Origin of the sequence: Pandoraea horticolens (genome assembly GCF_902459555.1) — a bacterium.
GTDB lineage: Bacteria > Pseudomonadota > Gammaproteobacteria > Burkholderiales > Burkholderiaceae > Pandoraea > Pandoraea horticolens.
Window position 1 is genome coordinate 20,992 of sequence record NZ_CABPSM010000003.1, and the last position, 20,746, is coordinate 41,737.

Here is a 20,746-nt window from a genome sequence, read left to right on the forward strand (position 1 = left end):
GTGATTGAGCTAACGTCAACGACAGCAGCAGGTGATTCGGATAATGCGTTGAGGAGCGCGACAAATCGCACGCATGAGTAAAGTGCGGGTGTTGCGTCCCATCAGGACAGCAGGGGGAGTGAGCAACATGGCATCGACGATGGACACGGCCCGCACGGTGGCGGGCGAACCGGGACCGGGACAGGCGGCGAAGGATGTGCCGCGCTACATCCGGATGCAGGAGGACGACAACGTCGCCATCGTCGTGAACGACGGTGGTTTACCCGCCGGTAGCCGATTTGCGGGCGGGCTCACGCTAGTCGACGCCGTGCCGCAGGGGCACAAAGTCGCGCTGGTGGACTTGGCCGAGGGGGCGGCGGTGATTCGCTACGGGGTGGTGATCGGCTATGCCGCGCGGGCGTTGCCCGCCGGCAGTTGGGTCAACGAGCGCAATCTCACCATGCCCGAGGCGCCGTCGCTGGATCGTCTGCCGATCAGCACGCGGGTGCCCGCGGCGTTGCCGCCGCTCGACGGCTTCACGTTCCAGGGTTATCGCAACGCTGACGGTTCGGTCGGCACACGCAATATCCTCGCGATCACCACGACGGTGCAGTGCGTGGCCGGGGTGGTCGAATTTGCCGTCAAACGCATCAAAGAGACCTTGCTGCCGCAGTATCCGAATGTCGACGACGTGGTCGCGCTCGAGCATACCTACGGCTGCGGCGTCGCCATCGATGCCCCGGACGCCATCGTGCCGATCCGCACGTTGCGCAACATCGCCACGAACCCGAATTTCGGCGGCGAAGTGATGGTGGTGAGTCTTGGGTGCGAGAAGCTCCAGCCCGAGCGTCTGCTGCCGGCGGGGAGCATTCCCATCGGCAGTGCCGATGCTGACGGAAAGCCCGACACCGTGTGTCTGCAAGACGACGCGCACGTCGGCTTCCTGTCGATGATCGATTCGATTCTCGCCATGGCGCACACGCATCTGGTACGGCTCAACGCGCGGCAGCGCGAAACGGTGCCGGCATCCGAATTGATCGTGGGTGTGCAGTGCGGTGGCAGCGACGCGTTTTCCGGCGTCACTGCGAACCCGGCCGTGGGCTTTGCAACGGATCTGCTCGTGCGCGCGGGGGCGACGGTGATGTTCTCCGAAGTGACCGAGGTGCGCGACGGGATCGACCAACTCACTTCACGCGCGGCCACGCCGGAAGTCGCCGAAGCGATGATTCGGGAGATGGCGTGGTACGACGCGTATCTCGAGCGCGGACGCGTAGACCGCAGCGCCAACACGACGCCCGGCAACAAGCGCGGCGGATTGTCCAATATTGTCGAAAAGGCGATGGGGTCGATTGTGAAGTCCGGCACCGGGCCGATTCACGGTGTGGTGGCTCCCGGTGCGAAACTCGACCGGGCACACCAGCGCGGACTGATCTACGCCGCGACCCCGGCGAGCGACTTCATCTGCGGCACGCTGCAACTCGCGGCAGGCATCAATCTGCACGTCTTCACGACCGGCCGGGGAACGCCATACGGACTGGCGGAGGTGCCCGTCATCAAGGTCGCTACGCGCTCCGATCTGGCGCGCCGCTGGCACGATCTGATGGATATCGACGCGGGCCGCATCGCGACGGGCGACGCCACCATCGCAGACATCGGCTGGCAACTCTTTCACCGGATGCTCGCCGTGGCGAGCGGAGAAAAGACCTGGGCCGAGCGGTGGGGGCTGCACAACGCGCTGACGCTGTTCAACCCGGCGCCGGTGACCTGATCCGGCGGCGGGGGGACGGGGGCTCCCCGCAGGGTGTGTCTCAGAGTTCGGCTTGCGTCTGCGCCAGTCCGAACTCGAGCATGGCGGGGACGAAGCAGTGGTTGAGTGTGTCCCGTCGCGAGAGCTTCGTGAGCACATAGCGACGAAATGGGGTGAGCGTGGCCCAGTCGCCGACATCGGGCGGCAGCAGGTCGGCCAACTCGCATTGCTTGAGCAGCCCCGGCGGCAGCGCATTCGAATCCTGCCACGCGGTGGGAGCGGGGTCGACAATGCGCTCGACCGCGTGCCCGAGATGCTCGCGGGCAATCTCATCGAGACGCGCCGCGAAATCCTCGTCACCCGGCCGGCACGACGCCAGCGTTTCTCGCGCGTCTTGCGGAAGACGCTGCCAATCGACCAGCGACAGATGCTGGCCGTTGCGATCCAGGTTGAAGCGAATCGCCATCGTGATGAACTTCAGGTTCTCGCAGGCTTCGATCTCGAAAACAAAGATGGGCAGACGCTGATAGAGAGGCATGAGAGTCGCTCCTGGGAGCACCATCGGAAACAATTATGGTACTTCAAGTAAGCGACCTAAGTGAGCGATCCCAGCGCGGCATTCAGTGGGCTGTGTATCGAAGCTGCGCGTTCGGCCCGACCGGCAACTCCAGACCGAATACCCAAAGGCAGAAGAATGCCGTCCATGCGATCGTGAATACGATGGCGTACGGCAACATCAGGGCGAGTAACGTTCCCACGCCGGCATCGCGTTGGTAGCGTGTTGCTACCGCGAGAATGAGCGCGAAGTAACTCAGCATCGGTGTGACGATGTTCGAGACGGAATCGCCGATCCGGTACGCCGCCTGCACCACTTCCGGCGCATAGCCGAGCAACATCATCATCGGCACGATGATAGGCGCCATGAGCGCCCATTGCGCCATGCCGGAACTGATCATGAGGTTCACCGTGGCACAAAGCACGATGAGTCCGATGAACAACAGCGGCCCGTTGTCGGCCACGCCGCTGAGCCAGCCCGCGCCCTTGATTGCGAGAATGGTGCCCAATCCGCTGCGTCCGAACAGGGCGACGAACTGCGAAGCGAAAAATACGAGAACGAGGTATTGGCCAAGGCTGCCCAATGTCTTCGACATGGCGGCGATCACGTCGCGGTCGTTTCGGTACGCGCCAGTCATCACACCGTAGAGCAACCCCGGCAGCGCGAAGAAGATCACGATGAATGCCACGACGCTGCCGAACAGCGGCGCACGGCTGCCGTATTCGCCGGCCGCATCGCGAAGCGGCGAACTGTCGGGCCACGCCATCGAGAACAAGGCGACACCACATGCCAGCATGCAGCCGAGTGCGGCCCATAGTGCGCGACGCTCTGCGGGAGCGATGGGGCGGTGGGTGTGCGCGTCCGGGGACAGCGCCTGCGCGTCGCCGTCCTGCGGATGCCAGGTGCCCAGGCGCGGTTCGATGATGCGTTCGGTGACCCAGGTGGCCGCGAGCGTGACGAGCAACGAACTGGCGGCCATGAAGTACCAGTTGGCAACCGCGCTGACGCTGTATTCCGGGGCGAGAAGCTGCGCGGCACCTTGCGTAATGCCGCCCAGTAATGGGTCCGACGTGCTGAGCAGCAGATTGGCGCCATAGCCGCCGGACACGCCCGCGAATGCCGCCGACAGACCGGCGAGCGGATGCCGGCCCATCGTCGCGAAGAGCATGGCGGCCAGCGGCAGAACCACCACATAGCCGAGATCCGAGGCCACGTTCGAGATCACGGCGGCAAAGACGATCGCCATGGTGATGCAACGACGCGGCGCGGCAACCACCAGCGCCCGAAGCGCGGTCGACAGCAGGCCGGAATGTTCGGCAATCGAGATGCCGAGCAGGGCGACCAGCACCGTCCCCAATGGGGCGTAGCTCGTGAAGTTCATGGTCACGGTGCTGGCCCAGCGCACGAGTTCGGTGCCGGTCAGCAAATTCGTCACGGTCATGACGTCGCCTGCGTTGGCGGGGCGCGGGTCAGCCGCCGAAACGCCGAACCAGGCGCTGATCGACGACAGTGTGATGACCGTTACCGTCATGAGGGCAAAGAGCGTGACCGGGTGCGGCAGTGCATTGCCGAGCCACTCGACCAGACCGAGGGCTCCGCGAAGACGGGTTTTGGCATGAGGCTTGGCGGCGCCAGGCGTGTCTGCCGAGTGGGACGGGGAAAGGGCGTCGGGCATACGTAGCATCTCTGCGTCTGAACTCTGAATGCCCTAGCGTAGGGGCGAATTCGCGTGTTTGTACCCGGCGAGGCGCATTTTTGGGGTAACTCTTAGTTCACTTTGAGCGACTGGCTGATGCCGCGAGGTGGGGGTGCGGCAACGCCGATACGAGAAGAGCGCCCTGACCTGACGGCGTGTCTCCGCAGCGATGCCTCAGGTTCTTGGGAATAGTCTCAAAATTGTCTGTTGGAGAGCGAATGTAGGCATTTGCCGTTCACGATGGCGACCGATGCTGAACCTTCGCTATCTCTCAGGGGGTTGCCGGTGGTTTTCGTCAAACCGGCGTTGTGACGGGGGCGCGATATGACGGCGATATGACAACGTTGTCTGCGCACTTCTAGAGTCTCCGTTCTTTTCCGACCCCGTGAGGGATTCCTAATGTAGACGTTTGACCCGCAGGCATCTGCGTTCATACCCGGCATGGCATGAACGGCCTGTGCGGCAGTCTTTGCACTGCGTCATCCGTATTTCGAAAGGAGCCGACATGCCGTCCAATGCGCCGCCGTCACCTTTTCCTTTTCTTCCCGTCGTGCTTGAGTCACCCACCGGAGCGCAAGGACGCGCACTGCCTGCGGGGAATCGCGCCGCGCGTCCCCCCGACAAGGCAACACGCCCGTCGTCGCGCGGCAAGGGGCGCGCCGCATGCCGCTGCGCCGCTGACGCGATGCAGAGCGTGCCCGGCCTGTCGTTGGACGACGGGGCGGCGGCGCTTCGTGTGGAGGTCGTGCGACGCGTCGATCCCGCGTGGGTGACGTTGCTCGGGGCTATCGTCCGATGAGTGCCTCGATCATGTCATCGGTCGCCGGCGCCACCCCCGGCTCGCGCCCCACGCCGGAGGCGTCCACCAAGGCGGTATGGGGCATCGTGTCGCCGCACGCGCGGTGGACGAGTGACACCCAGGCCGTCACCATCTCGTCGCACGAGGTGTCGTGCACATTGCACGGCGCGCCTGCCGACATTGCTGTCTGGCTCGATCGTCTGCGGCATGGCTTGTTGCTCGCCGAAGCGCCCGTGCCGGGCACATGGCTTGCCACACTCGTCGACGAATCGCTGGTGCATGTGTTGCCCGCGACACAGTGCGATATCGTCCCCGCATTCGGGAGGATCTGCGATGACTGGGTGCGCGGCATTTTCGCCGCACCGTTCTGGGCCCGGTTTCTGGCCGGCGAGTCGAGCGACATTCAGGTGCTGGCGTTTCTCGCGCAGCACTACCATCGCGCCGCCGGGGCCGACGTCCACAATCGCATCGCTGTCGAGCGTTGCACCGATGCGGCCCTGCGGCCGTTGCTGCTTCGTCAGTATCGCGAGCAGCGCGGGCAGGCGACGATGCTCGCTGCCGGGCTTCTGCGCTGCGGCCCGACGGCCCGCACGTTTCTCGACAGCGGCGCGTTCGATTCGACCCACGCGCTGATCGACTTCATCATCGACGCAGCGGGCGATATGCCGACTTACGTCGGCTGCTGCGCGCTGAGTCAGGCCCCGTCAACGGTGCGCGCAGCCAGCGAGATCGAGGCGCAATTCGATTCGCTGGCGCAGCGGTATCCGTCGGCTGCCGAAGGGTTCGCGGCGGTCTGTGCCCATGCGCGGCACGATGCGAGTGTTTGCGGCGGCACTTCGCTACTCTCGCAATGGGTGGAGGAAGCCGGTGAGCCCGACGTCGCGGCGCGCTTGCGCATGTTGCGCGGCGCCTACGGCGTTGCGGCGGCCTACCGCGAGATGTTCGACGCGTTGCATCGTCTCGACGAAGATATCTGAGGTCAGTGCCGGAGCTATGCCCCCGAATGGGGCATGTGACTCGTATAATGGCGTCCCAACGGTGGGGGCGGTTGCGGCCCTGCGCCGTCCGCCCCCTGACCATGACAACCGAACTTGCCTACCTCGCCGCGCTCGGCGCCGCCCTTTGCTGGGCCTGCAGCGGCATGATCGCCATCACGCCTGTGCGCCAGGCGGGTTCCTTCCCCTTCAACTATGCCCGCATGCTGCTGGTCTTCGCGATGCTGCTCATCGCACTGGCGGTGCTGCGCGGCTGGCCGTCGCTGACGCTGGTGCAATGGCTGCGGCTCACGGCGTCCGGGCTGATCGGCATTCTGGTGGGCGACACGATTCTTTACACCTCGCTAGGCCGCCTCGGGCCGCGCCGCAACTCCATCATCTTCGCGACGAACGCACCGATGACCGCCGTGCTCGGCTATTTTTGGCTCGGCGAGGCGCTCGGTTGGCGTGCCGTGGCAGGCGTGGCGCTCGTGACGGCGGGGGTGGCGCTGGCCATCGCGTTCGGCGGGCGTCGCGAGGACGCGCACCACTGGGAGTCCGTGCGCGGCGACGTGCGGGTGGGCGTCGCCATTGGCCTGACGGCGGCGCTGTGTCATTCCATTGGCACGTTGATCGCCAAGCCGGTCATGGCGGTAGGTGTCGATCCGGTGGGGGCGTCCGCCGTGCGCGTCGGGGTATCGGCGCTGGGGCTCACGATTGTCGCCGCGCGGCGCGGACGTGCCGTCTTCTCGGCCTTCACGCCGGGCGCACTGGCGCTCACGGCCGCCTCGGGCTTCGTCGGTGTGGCCGTCGGCATGACATTGCTGCTCTACGGCATGGGGCATGGCAACACCGGCGTCATTGCGACGCTCTCCGCGACCACGCCGGTCATGGTGTTGCCGTTGTTGTGGCTTCGCACCCGGCAGCGCCCGGCGGCAGGCGCCTGGTGGGGCGCGCTGATCGCAAGCGCAGGCGTGGCGTTGATCTTCAACCGGTGAGTGCTGCGTCGGACGGCGGTAGGGGGCGAGCGCATCGGCGTCGCCCGGCCGTCAGCGCGTGATGGGGGATTGCAGGGCGTCGGCGTTCGGATGCGACGCATCGACGCTCGCGGCGGGCGGCGGTACTTCCTGCGCGGCTGCCGGGCGCGGCATGTCCGGCGTCAGCAGACGCCGCAGCCACGCGGCAAACCGCTCGAAGACGCTCGGATCGTCGTTGAACAACTCGGGACGCAGGACACGCAGATAGTCCAGTAACTGTTCGGATTCCTGAGCGCTGACCGAACCGTAAATCACGGCCAGATCGAGGAGCGCCCGCAACTCACCGAGTTTTTCTCTCGCTTGCAGCGCACGGGCGGATTCCACACTGCGCTTGGCTTCGAATACGCGTTCGCGCAGCACCGAAGCGGTGCGCCATGCCGGTGTCTGCAACGTCGCTTCGAGCGTGCGCAGGTCTTGCACCGAACTGACGATCTGCCCGGCGAGCGACTCCACGATACGTTCCTCGCCCTTCGCTTCCCGCACAATGCCTTCGGCCCAGTGGCTGGCCTGACGCGACATGTCTTCGCGCGTCCATTCGGGGCGGGACACGAAATGGAACCCGTGCTGACGCGCCTGATTCAGGATGATAGAGACGACATCCGGGAACTGCTTGTCGAACGTGCGCTTGGCCCATGCGTAGTGACCGCCTGCGAGCAGTTGGGCGACGGCGGCTTCGGTGAGCGGTACGGTGCTGTCGAGCAGACGGGCGCGCAGGAAGTCGTCGAAAGGCGGTGGCGTGAAGTGACGGTCGACGGCGGCGGAAATGCGCACGAAGGCGTCGAAGTCCTTCTGCAAATCGGCCAGCACGGAGTCGGAGAGCGTCAGCGAAATGCGGCTCATCGTGACGGGCTCCCTGACGCGGCGACGATGGCGTGAAGCCACGGGGCGTGCGAGTGCACGCCTGCCAGTCGAGCGTCTGTGTGAGTGCCGCGAGCTGCAGGCGCTACCGCCGAAGCTCGTGCCACGTGCATCCCCATTGCGCGTGAAATCATGTGCAGCGATACGTCGTGTCAACGGTGCGCTGCGGTCGTGGCCGCGCGCTGTGAAGATGGCCTGGAGGGAATACGCACCGGCGTTCCGGTGTGCCTGATCCTCGGGCGTTTATGGCGGCGATTCTAGCGTTTCCGTTGCCAATGAATCGCCGCGCTGCCGCCGCGCCCGTCAGAATTCACGTTTCGCAGGCCGCACAGCAGGTGTCTGCATGCATCAACGGCACAACGATGCCAGAACTTTAGCGATACCGGCCAAAAAATCCCGGTTGTCATGCCGGACGGACGGCGCACAGGCGATGAACGCGTGACGCGCGCAGGGGGGCGTACGTGGATCAGACCGGGGATGGCTAACGCCGTCTCTGCGCAGGGCGAAGCGGCTGGATCAGCCGCCGTTAGCGGGGCGCAGCAGATAGATGGCGAAACGCGAGCGAGCGTCGAGCCAGACGCGTTCCACGTCCCATCCCGCCGAATTTGCCAGGGCACGGAATTCCGTCTGACCGTATTTGTAGGAGTTCTCAGTGTGGACGGATTCGCCTGTCATGAAAATGAAACGATGGCCCAGCACGTTCGCCTGGAAAGGCCGCTGTGCGACCAGATGCATCTCGATACGGCTTGCCGCCGCGTTGAAGCGGGCTTCGTGGCGAAAGGCGTCGAGCGGCAGGTCGCCGTCGAGCTCGCGGTTGATGCGCGCAAGCACATTCAGATCGAACTGCGCGGTGACGCCGCGTGCGTCGTCATAGGCGGGCAATAGCACGGCGGGGTCTTTGCAAGCATCTACGCCGACGACCATCCGGCGGTGCGGGCCGAGCATCTTGCCGACGTGCGCGAGAAATGCGGCCGCCTGCCCAGGGGCAAAATTGCCGATCGTCGAGCCGGGGAAGAAGCCGAGGCGCGGTCCCTGCGTGTCTTGCAACTGCGGTGGCAGATGAAACGGCCGGGTGAAGTCGGCGCGCACGGGCAACATCGGAATACCGGGACAGCGGCGTGCCAGCGTGGCGACAGCGTCGTCGAAGAAGTCGCCGGCAATGTCGACCGGCACGTACGCGCGCGGGGTGACGAGGGCATCGAGCAACTGGGGCGTCTTGCGGCTCGAGCCGCTGCCGAACTCGACAACGATGGCGTCCGGTCCAACGACATCGGCAATAGCGGCGGCGCACTCGCCGAGCAGTGCCGTTTCGGTGCGCGTCTGGTAGTACTCGTCGAGACCGGTGATTTCTTCGAACAGTTCGCTGCCGCGCTGGTCGTAGAGCCAGACGCTGGGCAGCGACTTCGGGGTGTGGCCGAGGCCGGCGAGAACATCGGTGGCGAAAGCGTTTTCCGGCAGTGACGGACAAACGAACGCCGTGGCTTGGGTAGCTTGCGACATCAGCGGTCCTCCGCGAGCCTCAGGCCGCAGAATTGCCAGCGCTGATGCGGATAGAAGAAATTGCGATACGTGGCACGTGCGTGCCCGGGCGGCGTGGCGAGCGAGCCGCCGCGCAGCACGAACTGTCCGCACATGAACTTGCCGTTGTATTCGCCGACGGCCCCCGCTGCCGTCCGGAATCCGGGATAGGCGACGTACGGACTGGCCGTCCACTGCCAGACCGGGCCATAGCATTGCGCCATCGCCGGCTGTGCGGATGAGGCGGTGCTGGCCGCCACCTCCCACTCTTGTTCTGTCGGCAGACGCTTGCCCGCCCAGCGAGCAAAGGCGTCGGCTTCGAAGTAGCTGATGTGCCGCACGGGCGCGTCGTGGTCGACCGGTTGCATGCCGGCGAGTGTCATGGATTGCCATTCACCGTCGTGCCATTCCCAATACAGCGGATGCCCCCAACCCTCGCGTTGCACCGTCGCCCAGCCGTCGGACAGCCAGAGGCCCGCCGTGCGATAGCCGCCGTCTTCGACGAACGCGAGCCACTCGCCGTTCGTCACCACACGTGACGCGATGGCGAAGGGGCGGAGCAACACATCGTGCGCGGGGGTTTCGCAGTCGAACGCAAAATGGCCGCTGGATTCGCCCGGATGCCCGATGCGATGCTGCCCGGCGTCGTGCGTTATCCATTGCAGTGGCGGGGCGATTTCGCAGACAGACGATGGAAGACGATGTGCCGGGCGCAACGGATTCTGGGCGAAGAGATGCAGCAGGTCGGTGTGCATCAGTTCCTGATGCTGCTCTTCGTGATGCAGACCGAGGGTGATGAGCGCGCAGACGTCGGCCGGTGGGTCGGCATGCAATAGCAACTCGTGCATGGCGATGTCGACGTGTTGACGGTAGCGCAGCACGTCGTCGAGCGTGGGCCGCGTGAGCAAGCCACGTTGCGGGCGTGGATGGCGTGGACCGGCGGCTTCGTAATATGAATTGAAGAGATAGGTGAAGCGCGGATCGTAGGGGCGGTAGCGTTTGCCGGACAAGGCGCCGGGCTCACCGAGCAGAAAGGTCTCGAAGAACCAGGTGGTGTGGGCGAGATGCCACTTGATGGGGCTCGCGTCGGGCATCGACTGTACGGTGGCGTCGGCGTCCGAGAGACCTTGTGCAAAGGCGACCGACGCGGCGCGTACGGTGTCGTAGCGGACGTGCAGGGGGGCCGGCGCCGTCGGTACGTGAACCGGCGGGCCGTCGCGTGCAGTGCGCGAGCGGGTGGTGTTCTGGGAGGTGCCGGAGGGCGCCTCGGCTTGCGACGTACAACAGGGGAGGGTCATGGGACACACCGTGTTGTGAAACGTGCTGCCTATTGTAGACCCGTTGCCCGGCTCCGTCTGTGACGGTTCGTAACTGCGGGCGGCGTCCGGGATGGGCGGGAAAACGTCCTACATCAGCCAGCCGGTAAGGCCGAGCAGGCTGCCGGCGGCGATGAGCCACAACGGGTTCCAGCGGGTGCTCAGCGTGACGACGATGGCCGCGAGCGTCACGAGTGCATGTGCGACGTTGACGTCAACTTCGCGCGCGAGCAAGGCGCTACTGGCCGCGAGCAGCCCGACGGTGATTGGCGCGAGGCCCCGCCGGACGGCGAGCACCCACGGTGACTGCTCGTGCCGGTCAATCCAGCCGCCGACGAGATAGGCCAGCAGCGAACTTGGCATGCATTTGGCGAGGGTGGAGGTCAGCGCGCCGGGCAGTCCGGCGGCATGCAGGCCGATCAACGTCACGGCTATGCCATTGGGGCCGGGGGCGGCCTGAGCCAGCGAAGGTCAGCGTGCTCCAGTGCCGTTGCAGTCCGGCGAGCAGGCGCACCGCGGTGGCGATCACCAACCCGGTGGCGGCCGGCATGAGGCCGGAGAGGAGGTGCTGGACGAGCGCGGTTTGCCCCCATCGCGCGTAGGCGAAGCTGATCAGGATGATGACGATGGTCGGGCAGAAGTAGAGACCGGCGACGGCTGAGGCGGCGCCATGCCCTCCTTGGAACCGGCGTCCCAATACGGTGGCGATGTTGGCGACGTTCGGCCCGGGCAGCAGTTGGGCGAGTGGCAGTAGTTCGGCGAATTCACGGTCGGTCAGCCAGCGGCGTTGGTCGACCACCATGCGACGCGCCCACGGCAGCACGCCGCCAAAGCCTGTCGCGCCGACGGCGCCGAAGGCCAAGGCCAATTGCCAGCAGGTGGGGCGGTGTGCAGGGGAAGCGAGGTGTGGAGAAGTGTTGGCGTCGTCAGAGGCGTGAGACGTCGAACTGGCGTGACGATCAGGATCGGCTGACATGGGGACGGGGCGGGAGGGAGAGCCGGTGGAGTCGGTGTCGTGCACATACGGGGGGCATCGCAGCGTCACGAGGACTGCGCGCGACGGTCGAACGCATCAGCGTGTCTGGTCGGGCGCGCCGCAGGGGCGCCACGATCACCCGTTGCCGATGGGGCCGTGGAATTCGTGTTCGAGCCGCACCACTTCCTGGGCGACGAGTGCGATGGCGTTGCGAATTTCCATGAGCGCGGTGTAGAGAGTTTGTGCGTTCTGGGGAGATTCCAGGGCAACGTCACGGGCGGCGGCTTCGATGGCGTCAAGCGACATAGCGATACGGTCGAGATTCTCCAGCATGGATCGATCTCCGTTGGCGCGCGCAGAGTGCGCATACACCCATAATACCCAACTGACGTTTCTTGGTGGGGGATGTTAGAATGCGTGCCCTTGCCGGGATGATGAAATTGGTAAGCATAGCGGACTTAAAATCCGCTACTTTCATGTTCTTCCAGGCTTTTTGGAGTCTTCATGTTTGGGTAAGATGGACATCAGGCTAGCTGATGTCCGCTCTCTGCCGGGATGGCGAAATTGGTAGACGCCGGGGACTTAAAATCCCCTACTCTAACGAGTGTGCGGGTTCGATTCCCGCTCCCGGCACCATCTAGACATCGGCCTATTGGAGCGAGGCCATGTCCGAAACGCAAGTGCAGCGTCGAGAGATAATCCCAATATTCCGTCCGACTCGCGTCAGCGAGAGTGGCGCGTCAAACACGGTCAAAGTCAGCTACCAACGCAAGGTTCGGGAAGTCCTCTTGCTTCCGACAGATTGTTGTAAAGGGTGTTGCAGGTTCGATTCCTCATTCACCTGTGGTTTTGACTGCCGACGGTAGTCCTTGGGTCGAGGCAAGCCTTTACTTGCTAGACCGAGCAAAGCTTCGGCCGTGCAACACCGGCTCTTTAGCACCAGTCGCCACAGACTTGGCTGCCTATCGCTTGTGGCTTGATGAGTTTGGCTTCGAGTGGAATGACTTCGACGGCCATGACCGTTTCGGAACCCTTACCTATTAGTACCGTGCGTTTCTAGGCGAAGCTGTTGCTGCCGCAAAGCAAGCCGCCGCTCGATAGCGCACTAGCTGCTGACTGCGAGATTCCCAACGAGCCAGGCGCAGCAGATTACGACGTGTGGCGGGCTTGGGCGGAAGGTGTCGTGCTGCCCGCGCTTACGACTTGTGCCATCCGGCACAGTAAGACCGTGGCCGCGATAGCCGCATCGGGCGACGGCTTATGCCGTCGCCGCCTCATTCGCGTCGGGGTGCGTGGTCAGCGTGAGGTGTAGTCCGAGGGCACTGACGACCTTCAAGATGGTCGCGAACTCAGGATTGCCGGTATCTGAGAGTGCGCGATACAGCGCCTCCCGAGCGATGCCCGACGCTCGGGCTAACGCGCTCATTCCCCGCGCACGGGCGACCGCGCCGAGGGCTCGCTGAATCTCACGCGGGTCCCCGCCTTCAAACGCGAGCGACAGGTAATGCCGGATTGCCTCGTCGTCCTTGAACGCCTCTGCGGCGTCAAACAATTTCAATTCACTCAGTTTCATTTCTCAGTTCTCCAACTCGTCAGTCAGCTTCTTGGTGCGCTTGATATCTTTTGCCTGCGTCGACTTGTCGCCACTACACAGCAGGATCACGAGCACGGCACCACGTTGCGCGAAATACGCTCGATAGCTCGGGCCGGCGTGAACCGGGCGATCAGTCTCAACCGCCCTGAGAACATTGCCGTTCATATAGGCTGCGCGCCAGCCTTGCGGAGGAATCGTTTCTCGCCGAGCTGGGTCAGGCGGCCGTCGGCCCGCAGGTAAGTTTTCAGTGCCGCAACTGAGACCTTGTCCCGCCGGGCCACACCGTTGAGCCCCCCGGCGGCCTCAATCTCCGCCTGGCCGAGGGCCTTCCACGTTCGCAACATGGCCTCGGTGATCTTCGCTTTCCCGCCCCGGTTGAGCCGGTCTTCGCCGCGCTGGCTCAGGCTGCCGTCGGCACGAAGGTAAGTTCTCAGTGCCGCAACCGGAACATTGTCCCGCCGGGCCACGCCGTCGAGTCCACCGGCGGCCTCAATCTCCGCCCGGCTGAGGGCCTTCCACGTCCGCAACATGGCGTCGGTGATCCTCGCTTTCCCGCCCGGATTGAGCCGGTCTTCGCCGCGCTGGGTCAGGCTGCCGTCGGCACGCAGGTAATGTTTCAGTGCCGCAGCCGGGACATTGTCCCGCCTGGCCACACCGTCGAGCCCACCGATGGCCTCAATCTCCGCCTGGCCGAGGGCCTTCCAGGTCCGCAACATGGCGTCGGTGATCTTGGCTTTCGCGCTCGCGTTGAGCCGGTCTTCGCCGCGCTGGGTCAGGCTGCCGTCGGCACGCAGGTAAGTTTTCAGTGCTGCAGCCGGGACATTGTTCCGCCGGGCCACACCGTCGAGCCCACCGGCGACCTCAATCCCCGCCTGGCCGAGGGTCTTCCACGTCCGCAACATGGCGTCCGTGATCTTCGCTTTCCTGCCCGGGTTGAGCCGGTCTTCGCCGCGCTGGGTCAGGCGGCCGTCGGCATACAGGTAATGTTTCAGTGCCGCAGCCGGGACATTGTCCCGCCTGGCCACACCTTCGAGTCCACCCGCAGCCTCAATCTCCGCCCGACCGAGGGTCTTCCACGTCTGCAACATGGCATCGGTGATCTTCGCTTTCCCGCCCGGGTTGAGCCGGTCTTCGCCGAGTTGGGTCAGGCTGCCGTCGGCACGAAGGTAAGTTTTCAGTGCCGCAGCCCGGACATTGTCCCGCCTGGCCACACCTTCGAGCCCACCGGCGGCCTTAATCCCCGCCCGGTCGAGGGCCTTCCACGTCTGCAACATGGCATCGGTGATCTTCGCTTTCCCGCCCGGGTTGAGCCGGTCTTCGCCGAGCTGGGTCAAGCGGCCGTCGGCATGAAGGTAATTTCTCAGTACTGCAGTCGGGACATTGCACCGCCTGGCCATACCGTCGAGCCCACCCACAGCCTCAATCCCCTCGTGGCCGAGGGTCTTCCACGTCCGCAACATGGCGTCGGTGATCTTCGCTTTCCTGCCCGGGTTGAGCCGGTCTTCGCCATGCTGGGTCAGGCGGCCGTCCGCGCGAAGGTAATTTCTCAATGTCCCAGCCGGGACATTGTTCCGCTTGGCCATACCACTGAGCCCACCCGCAGCCCCAATTCCCGCCTGGCCGAGGGTCTTCCACGTCTGCAACATGGCGTCGGTGATCTTCGCTTTCCCGCCTGACGCGCCAGTTTTTTGTCGAGGGATTTTGGCCGGGGGCGGCATGGAAACAGCATCCTTTCCACTGCTTGCATCTTGTGGTGCTGAACGCTTTTCCGATCCGCTGTTCGAGGTGATTTCCAGTGTTGCGGGGGAAAGCGGTCGCTGGGTCGAGCTCGACGGCATGCCGGATCGCTCATCGGCCTGATGCACCACGTGCACATTGGCGGCCAGCGCAGTCGGCGGCCGTGCATTCTGTCGAGGCTGCGCCGACGTTGACGCAGTCACTGGGGGCTGGGAGCGCGTGGCTTCAGTGCTGGAAACTCGATTCATGGCTTCAGAGGATAGAAATTTTGCGATCACGATTGACTGTCGCATAGTCTCGCCATCTGCACTTGCATGAATCGCTCAGTGCGCGCCTTGCTCGTCCGGCATCCCTGCGAAGAAGGTGAATGCACAGGCATTGGTCGGCGGTACGACTGTGACCTAGCGCGGGCACAGCGGCTCGGCCATCCACTTACACCATTCCGCCCAGTCCGTCGCGCACACGATATTGTGCTCGACATCGAGCATGTATCGGGCATGTGGTGTACCGGAAGTGCCGGAGGGGAGTGTTGGCATCTATGCCATTTGATACTGTGTTTGTGTACAGCACATACGCCGACTCGTTCACGTTAAAGGAGGCGCAGGGAGGGCGGACATCGCATCGTGTGGCGCAACTGGCGTTGCAATGTTGAAGTGCGTGCAGGGTTTGGGAACGGGGGACGCGGCTGGATGGGCGCAGGCGCTCGCATCGTTTTTCGCGATTCTCGCTTCCGTGGGCCTTGCTTTGTGGGTTTCTGGGTGTGAGCGGAAGCGGACGCCGGAAAGTTCAGCACCTTCGAAATCACGAATGCATCGCGCCGGGCAGTGCATAGAACTTTGCGTAATGCCGACGCGAAGCTTCACTGAAATTCTTGGGGTCCGCCGAAAACTCGTTCCAGAAGCGATCGAGGTAAATACGCTCGCGGCCCTTGACCAGCTGCTCCATATCCGGCCCACCGAAACGGAAGTGCCAGAGTAGCGGGCTCTTCAAGATTTCCTCCCACGGGCCGACACCGGGAATCGGTGCGTCCATGAGTACGAGCTTCGTCACGCGTTCAGGCTGCTCGGCCGTGAAGATCGGGGACGACCACCGTGTGATTTGCGGCGAGTGGCGCCCACATGTCGCCGGTCTTGCCATAGCCGTGCAGCAATACGACGGCAGGGCCGTGGCCGCCGACGCGCACGTATATCTTCGCGCCGTTGATGGTCAGGGTCTGGTGCTTGAAATCGGCGCTAAATCCGCATACGGGCGGTCTGAATTGAAGGCACTCGCCTTCCGACTACTCGCAGGTCAATGTCCCCACGCATTACCGCCCCGTCTCACCTCACTTGAACGTGCGTAAGTAGGCGATCAGATCCGCGACCTTGCGTTCGTTGCCAATGCCCCAGAAGCGCATCTTTGTGCCAGGCACGGTCTTGCCGGGATTGGCGATGAAGGCGGCGAGCGTCTTGTCGTCCCACACGATGCCCGACTGCTTCATTTCCTTCGAGTAATCGAAGTCCGGCAGGCTGCCCGCGCGCCGATTGGCGAGGCCGTTGAGTTGCGGGCCGAAGCCGGACGCCGCCATCGGCCCGACCGAATGGCACGATGCACAGCGTGAGGTGAACAGCGCCTTGCCGGCGTCGATATCCGGTGCGGCGAAGGCCGATGCGGCAAACGTGGCGAGCGCAAACGTCAACGTGCCGATTCGCAGGCGCGCAGCGGGGGCAAGACGATGGGCCAGCATGCAAAGAGGGGTAGAGCGGGCAATCATTGGAGGGTGGAAAGTCGGGGGATATGTTGTAACGGCAGTTGTCACGGCAAACCGCTAAGTTACCGCTTTCCGCCGGGCACGGCCAGTGGTTCCCGCCCCGCGTCGTGCGACAGCGTGTCGTGAGCGCGGAGGTTGGGCGCTTCGAGCGCGCAGGATGCCGAACCGGGGCGGCGTGCGTTCGCACCGTCATGCGCGCAGTTCGCGACGCCCGGTCACCGTTTGTCGCAGATGGCTCGCACACTGGGACAGTACCGCGCGATGCTTCGGGCGTCGCATACGTGCATGCCGGTTCACGGAGCCTCCCCATGTCATTCGCCTTTCTCTCTCACGTTCCCTTTTGGGTCTGGTGGCTGTTCGTCGCGCTGGTCGCGCTCGGATTGTCGGCGACACGGACGCAGCAAAAGCCGCTATGGGCGGCGCTCGCGATGCCTTTAGCCATGACGGCAGTATCCGCCTACGGTGCGGCCAATACCTTCACGACGCACGCGCCGGCGTTGATCGCATGGGCGAGTGCGGTGGTGATTGCCGCTGTGCTGCGTTCGGCGTTGGGATGGTGGGGGCACGTGAGTCGGCTGCCTGCGACGCGTCGCGTGCAAGTGTCGGGCAGCTGGCTGCCTCCGGTCTGGATGGTGGCGATCTTTGCGCTGAAGTTCAGTGTGGCCGTCGCGCTGGCAATCCATCCCGACCTGACGTCGAACGGCGGATTCGCCGCGTGGATTTGCCTGTCGTACGGCGCGTTCAGCGGCATTTTCCTCGGGCGCGCACTGGCGATCCGACGTGCAATGCGTAATGTCAGCGTCGCCAGTGACGCGTCGCCGGCGTCGTGAGTTTGCCGCTGTGAGTCTGCAAGGGCCGTCAGCGCTTGTCTTGCTAACGGCCGTTCGCGTGCGGTGACGGTGATATTACGCCGCGCCTTTCGTCACGCTGTCCGGCAGATCGCGGCCGTGGTACTTCTTGTAGATCGCGTTGAGCTTGCCGTTCTTCAGGTTGGTCTTCACCCAGTTGTTGATCCAGTCCTTGAGCGCGGGCTGGTTCTTGTTGAGTGCGATGCCAAGATCGAATTCCTTCTGCGCGAACTTCAGTTCGAGGTTCTTGTCCGGTGCACGCTTGATCATCTCGCCGAGGTTCGACGGCGTGCTCGAGAAGATATCGACCTGCCCCGTCACCATCGACGTGATGAGCGTGGCGTCGTCTTCATAGCGAACGATCTGTGCACCCTTGGCGTTTTGCGTGGTGAGTGTATCGTTGACGGTCGCGCGCGTGAGGCCGATGCGTTTGCCGTTGAGGTCGTCGTAACCCTTGATGCTCACGCTCTTCGGCCCGCCGACGATGATCGAAATGACGGCGTATGGAATCGAGAAGTCGATCACCTGTGCACGTTCCGGCGTAATCGAGAGATCGGCCACCACGATATCGGCACGGTTCGCTTGCAGCGTCGGCACGCGCGCGGCGTTCGTCACAGACACGATATCGAGCTTCACGCCCAGATCCTGCGCCAGCAGCTTGGCCGTGTCGACGTCCGAGCCTGCCGGTTGCAGATTGGCGTCGGCGAACGAGTACAGCGGCGTGCCCATGGCGATCGCAACGCGAATCTTGCCCGCCTTCTTGATGTCGTCGAGCTGATCGGCAAAAGCGGCGTGCGCCATCGCACCGAGCAGGACGGCGGTGCAGGCCTGGGTGAGGAACGTCTTGAGTTTCATGCGGTGGTCTCCTTGGATTGACGTTGTTGGATTGACGTTGTTGTCGTGACTGCGTGCTTACAGCCCGTTGGCGAGGAATGCGCGCAGTTCGGGCGTTTGCGGGTTGTCGAGCATTTCGCCCGGACCAACTTCCCACACCTTGCCCTGATGCATGTAGATGATCTGATCGGCCACGCGCTTGGCGAACGCCATCTCGTGCGTGACGAGCAGCATCGTCATGCCGTCGGCCGCGAGGTCTTCCATGACGCGCAGCACTTCGCCCGTGAGTTGCGGATCGAGCGCCGACGTCACTTCATCGAACAGCATGACTTTCGGCGACATCGCGAGCGAGCGGGCAATGGCCACACGTTGTTGCTGGCCGCCCGAGAGTTGCTCGGGATAACTGTCGGCCTTATCGGAGAGGCCCACTTGCGCGAGCACACGCTTGGCCACTTCCTGCGCTTCGCCGCGCGCCAGACGCTTCACGTGTCGCAGTGCAAGCATGATGTTCTCGCGCACGCTCAGGTGCGGAAACAAGTTGTAGCTCTGGAAGACGATGCCCACTTCGCGACGCAGTTGATGCAGGTCGATTTGCGGATCTTCCACACGAATGCCGCACACTTCGATGGAGCCTTCGTCAATGGTTTCCAGGCGGTCGATACAACGCAGTGCCGTACTCTTGCCCGAGCCGCTCGCGCCGATGATCGCGACCATCTTGCCGCGCTCCACTTCGAACGACACTCCCTTGAGCACCGGGTTGTCGCCGAAGCGTTTGTGAATCTGGTTGACCTTAACGATTGCCGACATTGAGCCTGTCCTCCAGTGATGCGCTCCAGCGCGAGAGTGGGTAGCACAGCACGAAATAAAAGACCCCCACCAGCGAGAACACGAGGAAGGGCTGGAAAATCGAGTTGTTGATGATCTGGCCGGCACGCGTGAGTTCCACGAAGCCGATGACCGACGCCAGCGACGTCATCTTGATGATCTGCACGAGAAAGCCGATGGTCGGCGGCAGCGACAGGCGCACGGCCTGCGGAATGATGACCAGACGCAGCGTTTGCCAGCGCGAGAACGACAAGCACTCGGCAGCCTCCCACTGTGCACGCGGCATCGCTTCGACGCAGCCGCGCCAGATGTCGCCCAGATAGGCGCTGGTGTAGACCATCAGCGCAAGCGCGGCGGCCACGATGGCGGGCAGCTCGAAGCCGTACACCGACAACCCGAAGTAGACGATGAACAGCAGGATCAGTAGCGGAATTCCCTGAATCGCTTCGATGAACACCCGCGCGGGCAGTCGCAACCAGCGGCGCGGCGAGATGCGCGCGAGCATCACGAGGAAGCCACCTGCGCTGCCCAGCACGAACGCGATCAGGGAGAGCACCAGCGTCCACCCGATGGACTGCACCAGATACCCGAAATAGGTCCATGAAAAGTTGCCGATCATGAGGCGCTCCGTTGCGCAGTGTTGCTGCCCGAGGTGTCCGTCGCGTTCGGATTGGCCGCGCGCGAGGCGGCGGCACGGCGACGCGAGGCCTGAGCCGCCTGCGCTGCGGCGCGTCGCACGGTACGGCGGCGCTTGAAGAAGTACTCGCCGGCGGCCCATGCCACCAGTTTCACCAGCAGCGACAGCCCGAGGTAGAGCGCGGCCACGACGATGTACGTCTCGAGCGAGCGGAAGGTGTCCGACTGCACGGTGTTGGCAACGGCGGTCAGTTCTTCGGCGGAAATCTGTGAGGCCATGGCGGAGGCCTGCATCATCAGAATGAACTGGGTGGTCAGCGCCGGGTACACCTTCTCGATGGACGGTTGCAGCATGACGTGCCACGCAATGCGCCACTTCGATAGCCCCAGACACTCGGCGGCTTCGATCTGACCGCGCGGCACCGATTCGAGTCCGGCGCGAATGATCTCCGCCGCGTAAGCACCGATGTTGATCACCATCGCGATGACGGCGGCCGCAAACGTCGGCATATGCACGCCGAGACTGGCGAGACCGAAATAGAGCAGGAAGATCTGAACGAGAAACGGGGTGTTGCGTACCGACTCGATGTAGATGTTGCAAAGGCGAACGAGCCATCGGTGGCGGCTGCGCTTGGCAAAGGCGACCAACGTGCCCGCGACGGTGCCGATCACGACCGCAAGTACGGTCATCTTGAGCGTGAGCCACGCGCCTTCGAGGAAAACAGGCCAGTAAGGAACCAGTGGGGCGAAATTCAACGAGAAATGCATGACAAACGCCTGTCTCCGGTGACGTTCGGGGCCGACGCGCCACGCCGCTTCCGTCGCGGTTATGACGTCCGCAGTCGCCGTGGTGGGTCTTTCTTGTACGTCGTCATATAAGTGATGTGATTTTGCGCATCGCCAATCAGCGTTGTCAATAGTCGGCCGTTGGGGGGATACCCTTGGCTATAGCCTTGACTGGACAAGGGGTAAAGGGAGTTTGAACCGTGGGGCGGGGCACTGTGGATTGCGTGAGGCGACCTCAACGATGGGTTGATGGCAGCGGGTTTTACAGGCTCGTCATCGT

22 protein-coding genes, 1 tRNA gene and 1 pseudogene are annotated in these 20,746 nt (G+C 63.8%); 7 read left to right on the forward strand and 17 right to left on the reverse strand.

Annotated elements, in window-relative coordinates:
• Positions 1 to 139 precede the first annotated feature (139 nt).
• Positions 140 to 1,747 carry a galactarate dehydratase gene (garD, locus tag PHO31112_RS06755; RefSeq protein WP_150620090.1) on the forward strand — a complete coding sequence of 536 codons (1,608 nt, stop codon included), beginning with the start codon at positions 140 to 142 and terminating at the stop codon, positions 1,745 to 1,747.
• Positions 1,748 to 1,787: 40 nt separating this feature from the next.
• Here the strand turns inward: garD and PHO31112_RS06760 are convergent, their stop codons facing one another.
• Positions 1,788 to 2,264, reverse strand: a complete 477-nt coding sequence (locus PHO31112_RS06760; protein ID WP_150619808.1) for a nitrate reductase associated protein — start codon at positions 2,262 to 2,264, stop codon at positions 1,788 to 1,790.
• Between the two features lie 82 nt (positions 2,265 to 2,346).
• Positions 2,347 to 3,957 carry an AbgT family transporter gene (locus tag PHO31112_RS06765; RefSeq protein WP_150619809.1) on the reverse strand — a complete coding sequence of 537 codons (1,611 nt, stop codon included), beginning with the start codon at positions 3,955 to 3,957 and terminating at the stop codon, positions 2,347 to 2,349.
• Positions 3,958 to 4,483: 526 nt separating this feature from the next.
• On the opposite strand from PHO31112_RS06765, the gene PHO31112_RS06770 reads away from it, so the two are divergent.
• The 3 genes from PHO31112_RS06770 to PHO31112_RS06780 all read left to right on the forward strand — a co-directional run bounded on the left by PHO31112_RS06770 (position 4,484) and on the right by PHO31112_RS06780 (position 6,749).
• Positions 4,484 to 4,777, forward strand: a complete 294-nt coding sequence (locus tag PHO31112_RS06770; RefSeq protein WP_150619810.1) for a hypothetical protein — start codon at positions 4,484 to 4,486, stop codon at positions 4,775 to 4,777.
• 11 nt (positions 4,778 to 4,788) lie between these two features.
• On the forward strand, positions 4,789 to 5,754 hold the full coding sequence (locus PHO31112_RS06775; RefSeq protein ID WP_150619811.1) for a hypothetical protein: 966 nt from the start codon (positions 4,789 to 4,791) through the stop codon (positions 5,752 to 5,754).
• A 101-nt stretch (positions 5,755 to 5,855) separates the two neighbouring features.
• Positions 5,856 to 6,749, forward strand: coding sequence for a DMT family transporter (locus tag PHO31112_RS06780; protein WP_150619812.1), 894 nt, complete (start codon positions 5,856 to 5,858; stop codon positions 6,747 to 6,749).
• A 51-nt stretch (positions 6,750 to 6,800) separates the two neighbouring features.
• Here PHO31112_RS06780 and PHO31112_RS06785 read toward each other — a convergent pair whose 3' ends face one another.
• From PHO31112_RS06785 to PHO31112_RS06810, 6 genes are all read right to left on the reverse strand, one after another.
• Positions 6,801 to 7,628, reverse strand: a complete 828-nt coding sequence (locus tag PHO31112_RS06785; RefSeq protein WP_150619813.1) for a DUF4088 family protein — start codon at positions 7,626 to 7,628, stop codon at positions 6,801 to 6,803.
• Between the two features lie 534 nt (positions 7,629 to 8,162).
• Positions 8,163 to 9,146 (reverse strand): L-histidine N(alpha)-methyltransferase, encoded by a 984-nt coding sequence (gene egtD, locus PHO31112_RS06790; RefSeq protein ID WP_150619814.1) that lies wholly within the window; start codon positions 9,144 to 9,146, stop codon positions 8,163 to 8,165.
• Positions 9,146 to 10,462, reverse strand: a complete 1,317-nt coding sequence (egtB, locus tag PHO31112_RS06795) for an ergothioneine biosynthesis protein EgtB (RefSeq protein ID WP_150619815.1) — start codon at positions 10,460 to 10,462, stop codon at positions 9,146 to 9,148. Before egtB ends, egtD begins: the two co-directional genes overlap by 1 nt.
• Before the next feature lie 108 nt (positions 10,463 to 10,570).
• Positions 10,571 to 10,909: a chromate transporter gene (locus PHO31112_RS06800; RefSeq protein ID WP_174995587.1), complete on the reverse strand. Its 339-nt coding sequence runs from the start codon at positions 10,907 to 10,909 to the stop codon at positions 10,571 to 10,573.
• Positions 10,800 to 11,456 carry a chromate transporter gene (locus PHO31112_RS06805; protein ID WP_246177813.1) on the reverse strand — a complete coding sequence of 219 codons (657 nt, stop codon included), beginning with the start codon at positions 11,454 to 11,456 and terminating at the stop codon, positions 10,800 to 10,802. The genes PHO31112_RS06800 and PHO31112_RS06805 overlap by 110 nt, the downstream gene beginning before the upstream one ends.
• 135 nt (positions 11,457 to 11,591) lie before the next feature.
• Positions 11,592 to 11,789, reverse strand: coding sequence for a hypothetical protein (locus PHO31112_RS06810; protein ID WP_150619817.1), 198 nt, complete (start codon positions 11,787 to 11,789; stop codon positions 11,592 to 11,594).
• Between the two features lie 216 nt (positions 11,790 to 12,005).
• Between PHO31112_RS06810 and PHO31112_RS06815 the strand changes: the two genes are divergently transcribed.
• Positions 12,006 to 12,092, forward strand: a tRNA-Leu gene (locus tag PHO31112_RS06815).
• Positions 12,093 to 12,714: 622 nt separating this feature from the next.
• On the opposite strand, the gene PHO31112_RS06820 is transcribed toward PHO31112_RS06815, so the two are convergent.
• From PHO31112_RS06820 to PHO31112_RS06830, 3 genes are read right to left on the reverse strand one after another with little or no spacing between them, the layout of a single operon-like run.
• Positions 12,715 to 13,029 carry an addiction module antidote protein gene (locus tag PHO31112_RS06820; RefSeq protein WP_150619818.1) on the reverse strand — a complete coding sequence of 105 codons (315 nt, stop codon included), beginning with the start codon at positions 13,027 to 13,029 and terminating at the stop codon, positions 12,715 to 12,717.
• A gap of 3 nt (positions 13,030 to 13,032) precedes the next feature.
• Positions 13,033 to 13,215 (reverse strand): type II toxin-antitoxin system RelE/ParE family toxin, encoded by a 183-nt coding sequence (locus PHO31112_RS06825; protein ID WP_150619819.1) that lies wholly within the window; start codon positions 13,213 to 13,215, stop codon positions 13,033 to 13,035.
• Entirely contained in the window at positions 13,212 to 14,768 is a 1,557-nt protein-coding gene (locus tag PHO31112_RS06830) for a hypothetical protein (RefSeq protein ID WP_150619820.1), read from the reverse strand. Before PHO31112_RS06830 ends, PHO31112_RS06825 begins: the two co-directional genes overlap by 4 nt.
• Between PHO31112_RS06830 and PHO31112_RS27100 the strand changes: the two genes are divergently transcribed.
• The gene (locus tag PHO31112_RS27100) at positions 14,767 to 14,910 is read left to right on the forward strand and encodes a hypothetical protein (protein WP_174995589.1); all 144 of its coding nucleotides are present in this window, start codon (positions 14,767 to 14,769) and stop codon (positions 14,908 to 14,910) included. The two genes, PHO31112_RS06830 and PHO31112_RS27100, sit on opposite strands and share 2 nt — an antisense overlap.
• Before the next feature lie 681 nt (positions 14,911 to 15,591).
• On the opposite strand, the pseudogene PHO31112_RS06835 reads toward PHO31112_RS27100, so the two are convergent.
• A pseudogene (locus PHO31112_RS06835) lies at positions 15,592 to 16,024 on the reverse strand (alpha/beta fold hydrolase); the annotation flags it as partial.
• An 87-nt stretch (positions 16,025 to 16,111) separates the two neighbouring features.
• Positions 16,112 to 16,513, reverse strand: coding sequence for a c-type cytochrome (locus PHO31112_RS06840; protein ID WP_150619821.1), 402 nt, complete (start codon positions 16,511 to 16,513; stop codon positions 16,112 to 16,114).
• A 332-nt stretch (positions 16,514 to 16,845) separates the two neighbouring features.
• On the opposite strand from PHO31112_RS06840, the gene PHO31112_RS06845 reads away from it, so the two are divergent.
• Positions 16,846 to 17,367, forward strand: coding sequence for a DUF6622 family protein (locus PHO31112_RS06845; protein WP_150619822.1), 522 nt, complete (start codon positions 16,846 to 16,848; stop codon positions 17,365 to 17,367).
• Positions 17,368 to 17,442: 75 nt separating this feature from the next.
• Here the strand turns inward: PHO31112_RS06845 and PHO31112_RS06850 are convergent, their stop codons facing one another.
• The 4 genes from PHO31112_RS06850 to PHO31112_RS06865 are packed head-to-tail and all read right to left on the reverse strand — an operon-like array spanning position 17,443 to position 20,448.
• Entirely contained in the window at positions 17,443 to 18,240 is a 798-nt protein-coding gene (locus PHO31112_RS06850) for a transporter substrate-binding domain-containing protein (protein WP_150619823.1), read from the reverse strand.
• Positions 18,241 to 18,297: 57 nt separating this feature from the next.
• Entirely contained in the window at positions 18,298 to 19,026 is a 729-nt protein-coding gene (locus tag PHO31112_RS06855) for an amino acid ABC transporter ATP-binding protein (RefSeq protein WP_150619824.1), read from the reverse strand.
• Entirely contained in the window at positions 19,010 to 19,663 is a 654-nt protein-coding gene (locus PHO31112_RS06860; RefSeq protein WP_150619825.1) for an amino acid ABC transporter permease, read from the reverse strand. Before PHO31112_RS06860 ends, PHO31112_RS06855 begins: the two co-directional genes overlap by 17 nt.
• The gene (locus tag PHO31112_RS06865; protein ID WP_150619826.1) at positions 19,660 to 20,448 is read right to left on the reverse strand and encodes an amino acid ABC transporter permease; all 789 of its coding nucleotides are present in this window, start codon (positions 20,446 to 20,448) and stop codon (positions 19,660 to 19,662) included. Before PHO31112_RS06865 ends, PHO31112_RS06860 begins: the two co-directional genes overlap by 4 nt.
• Between the last annotated feature and the right edge of the window lie 298 nt (positions 20,449 to 20,746).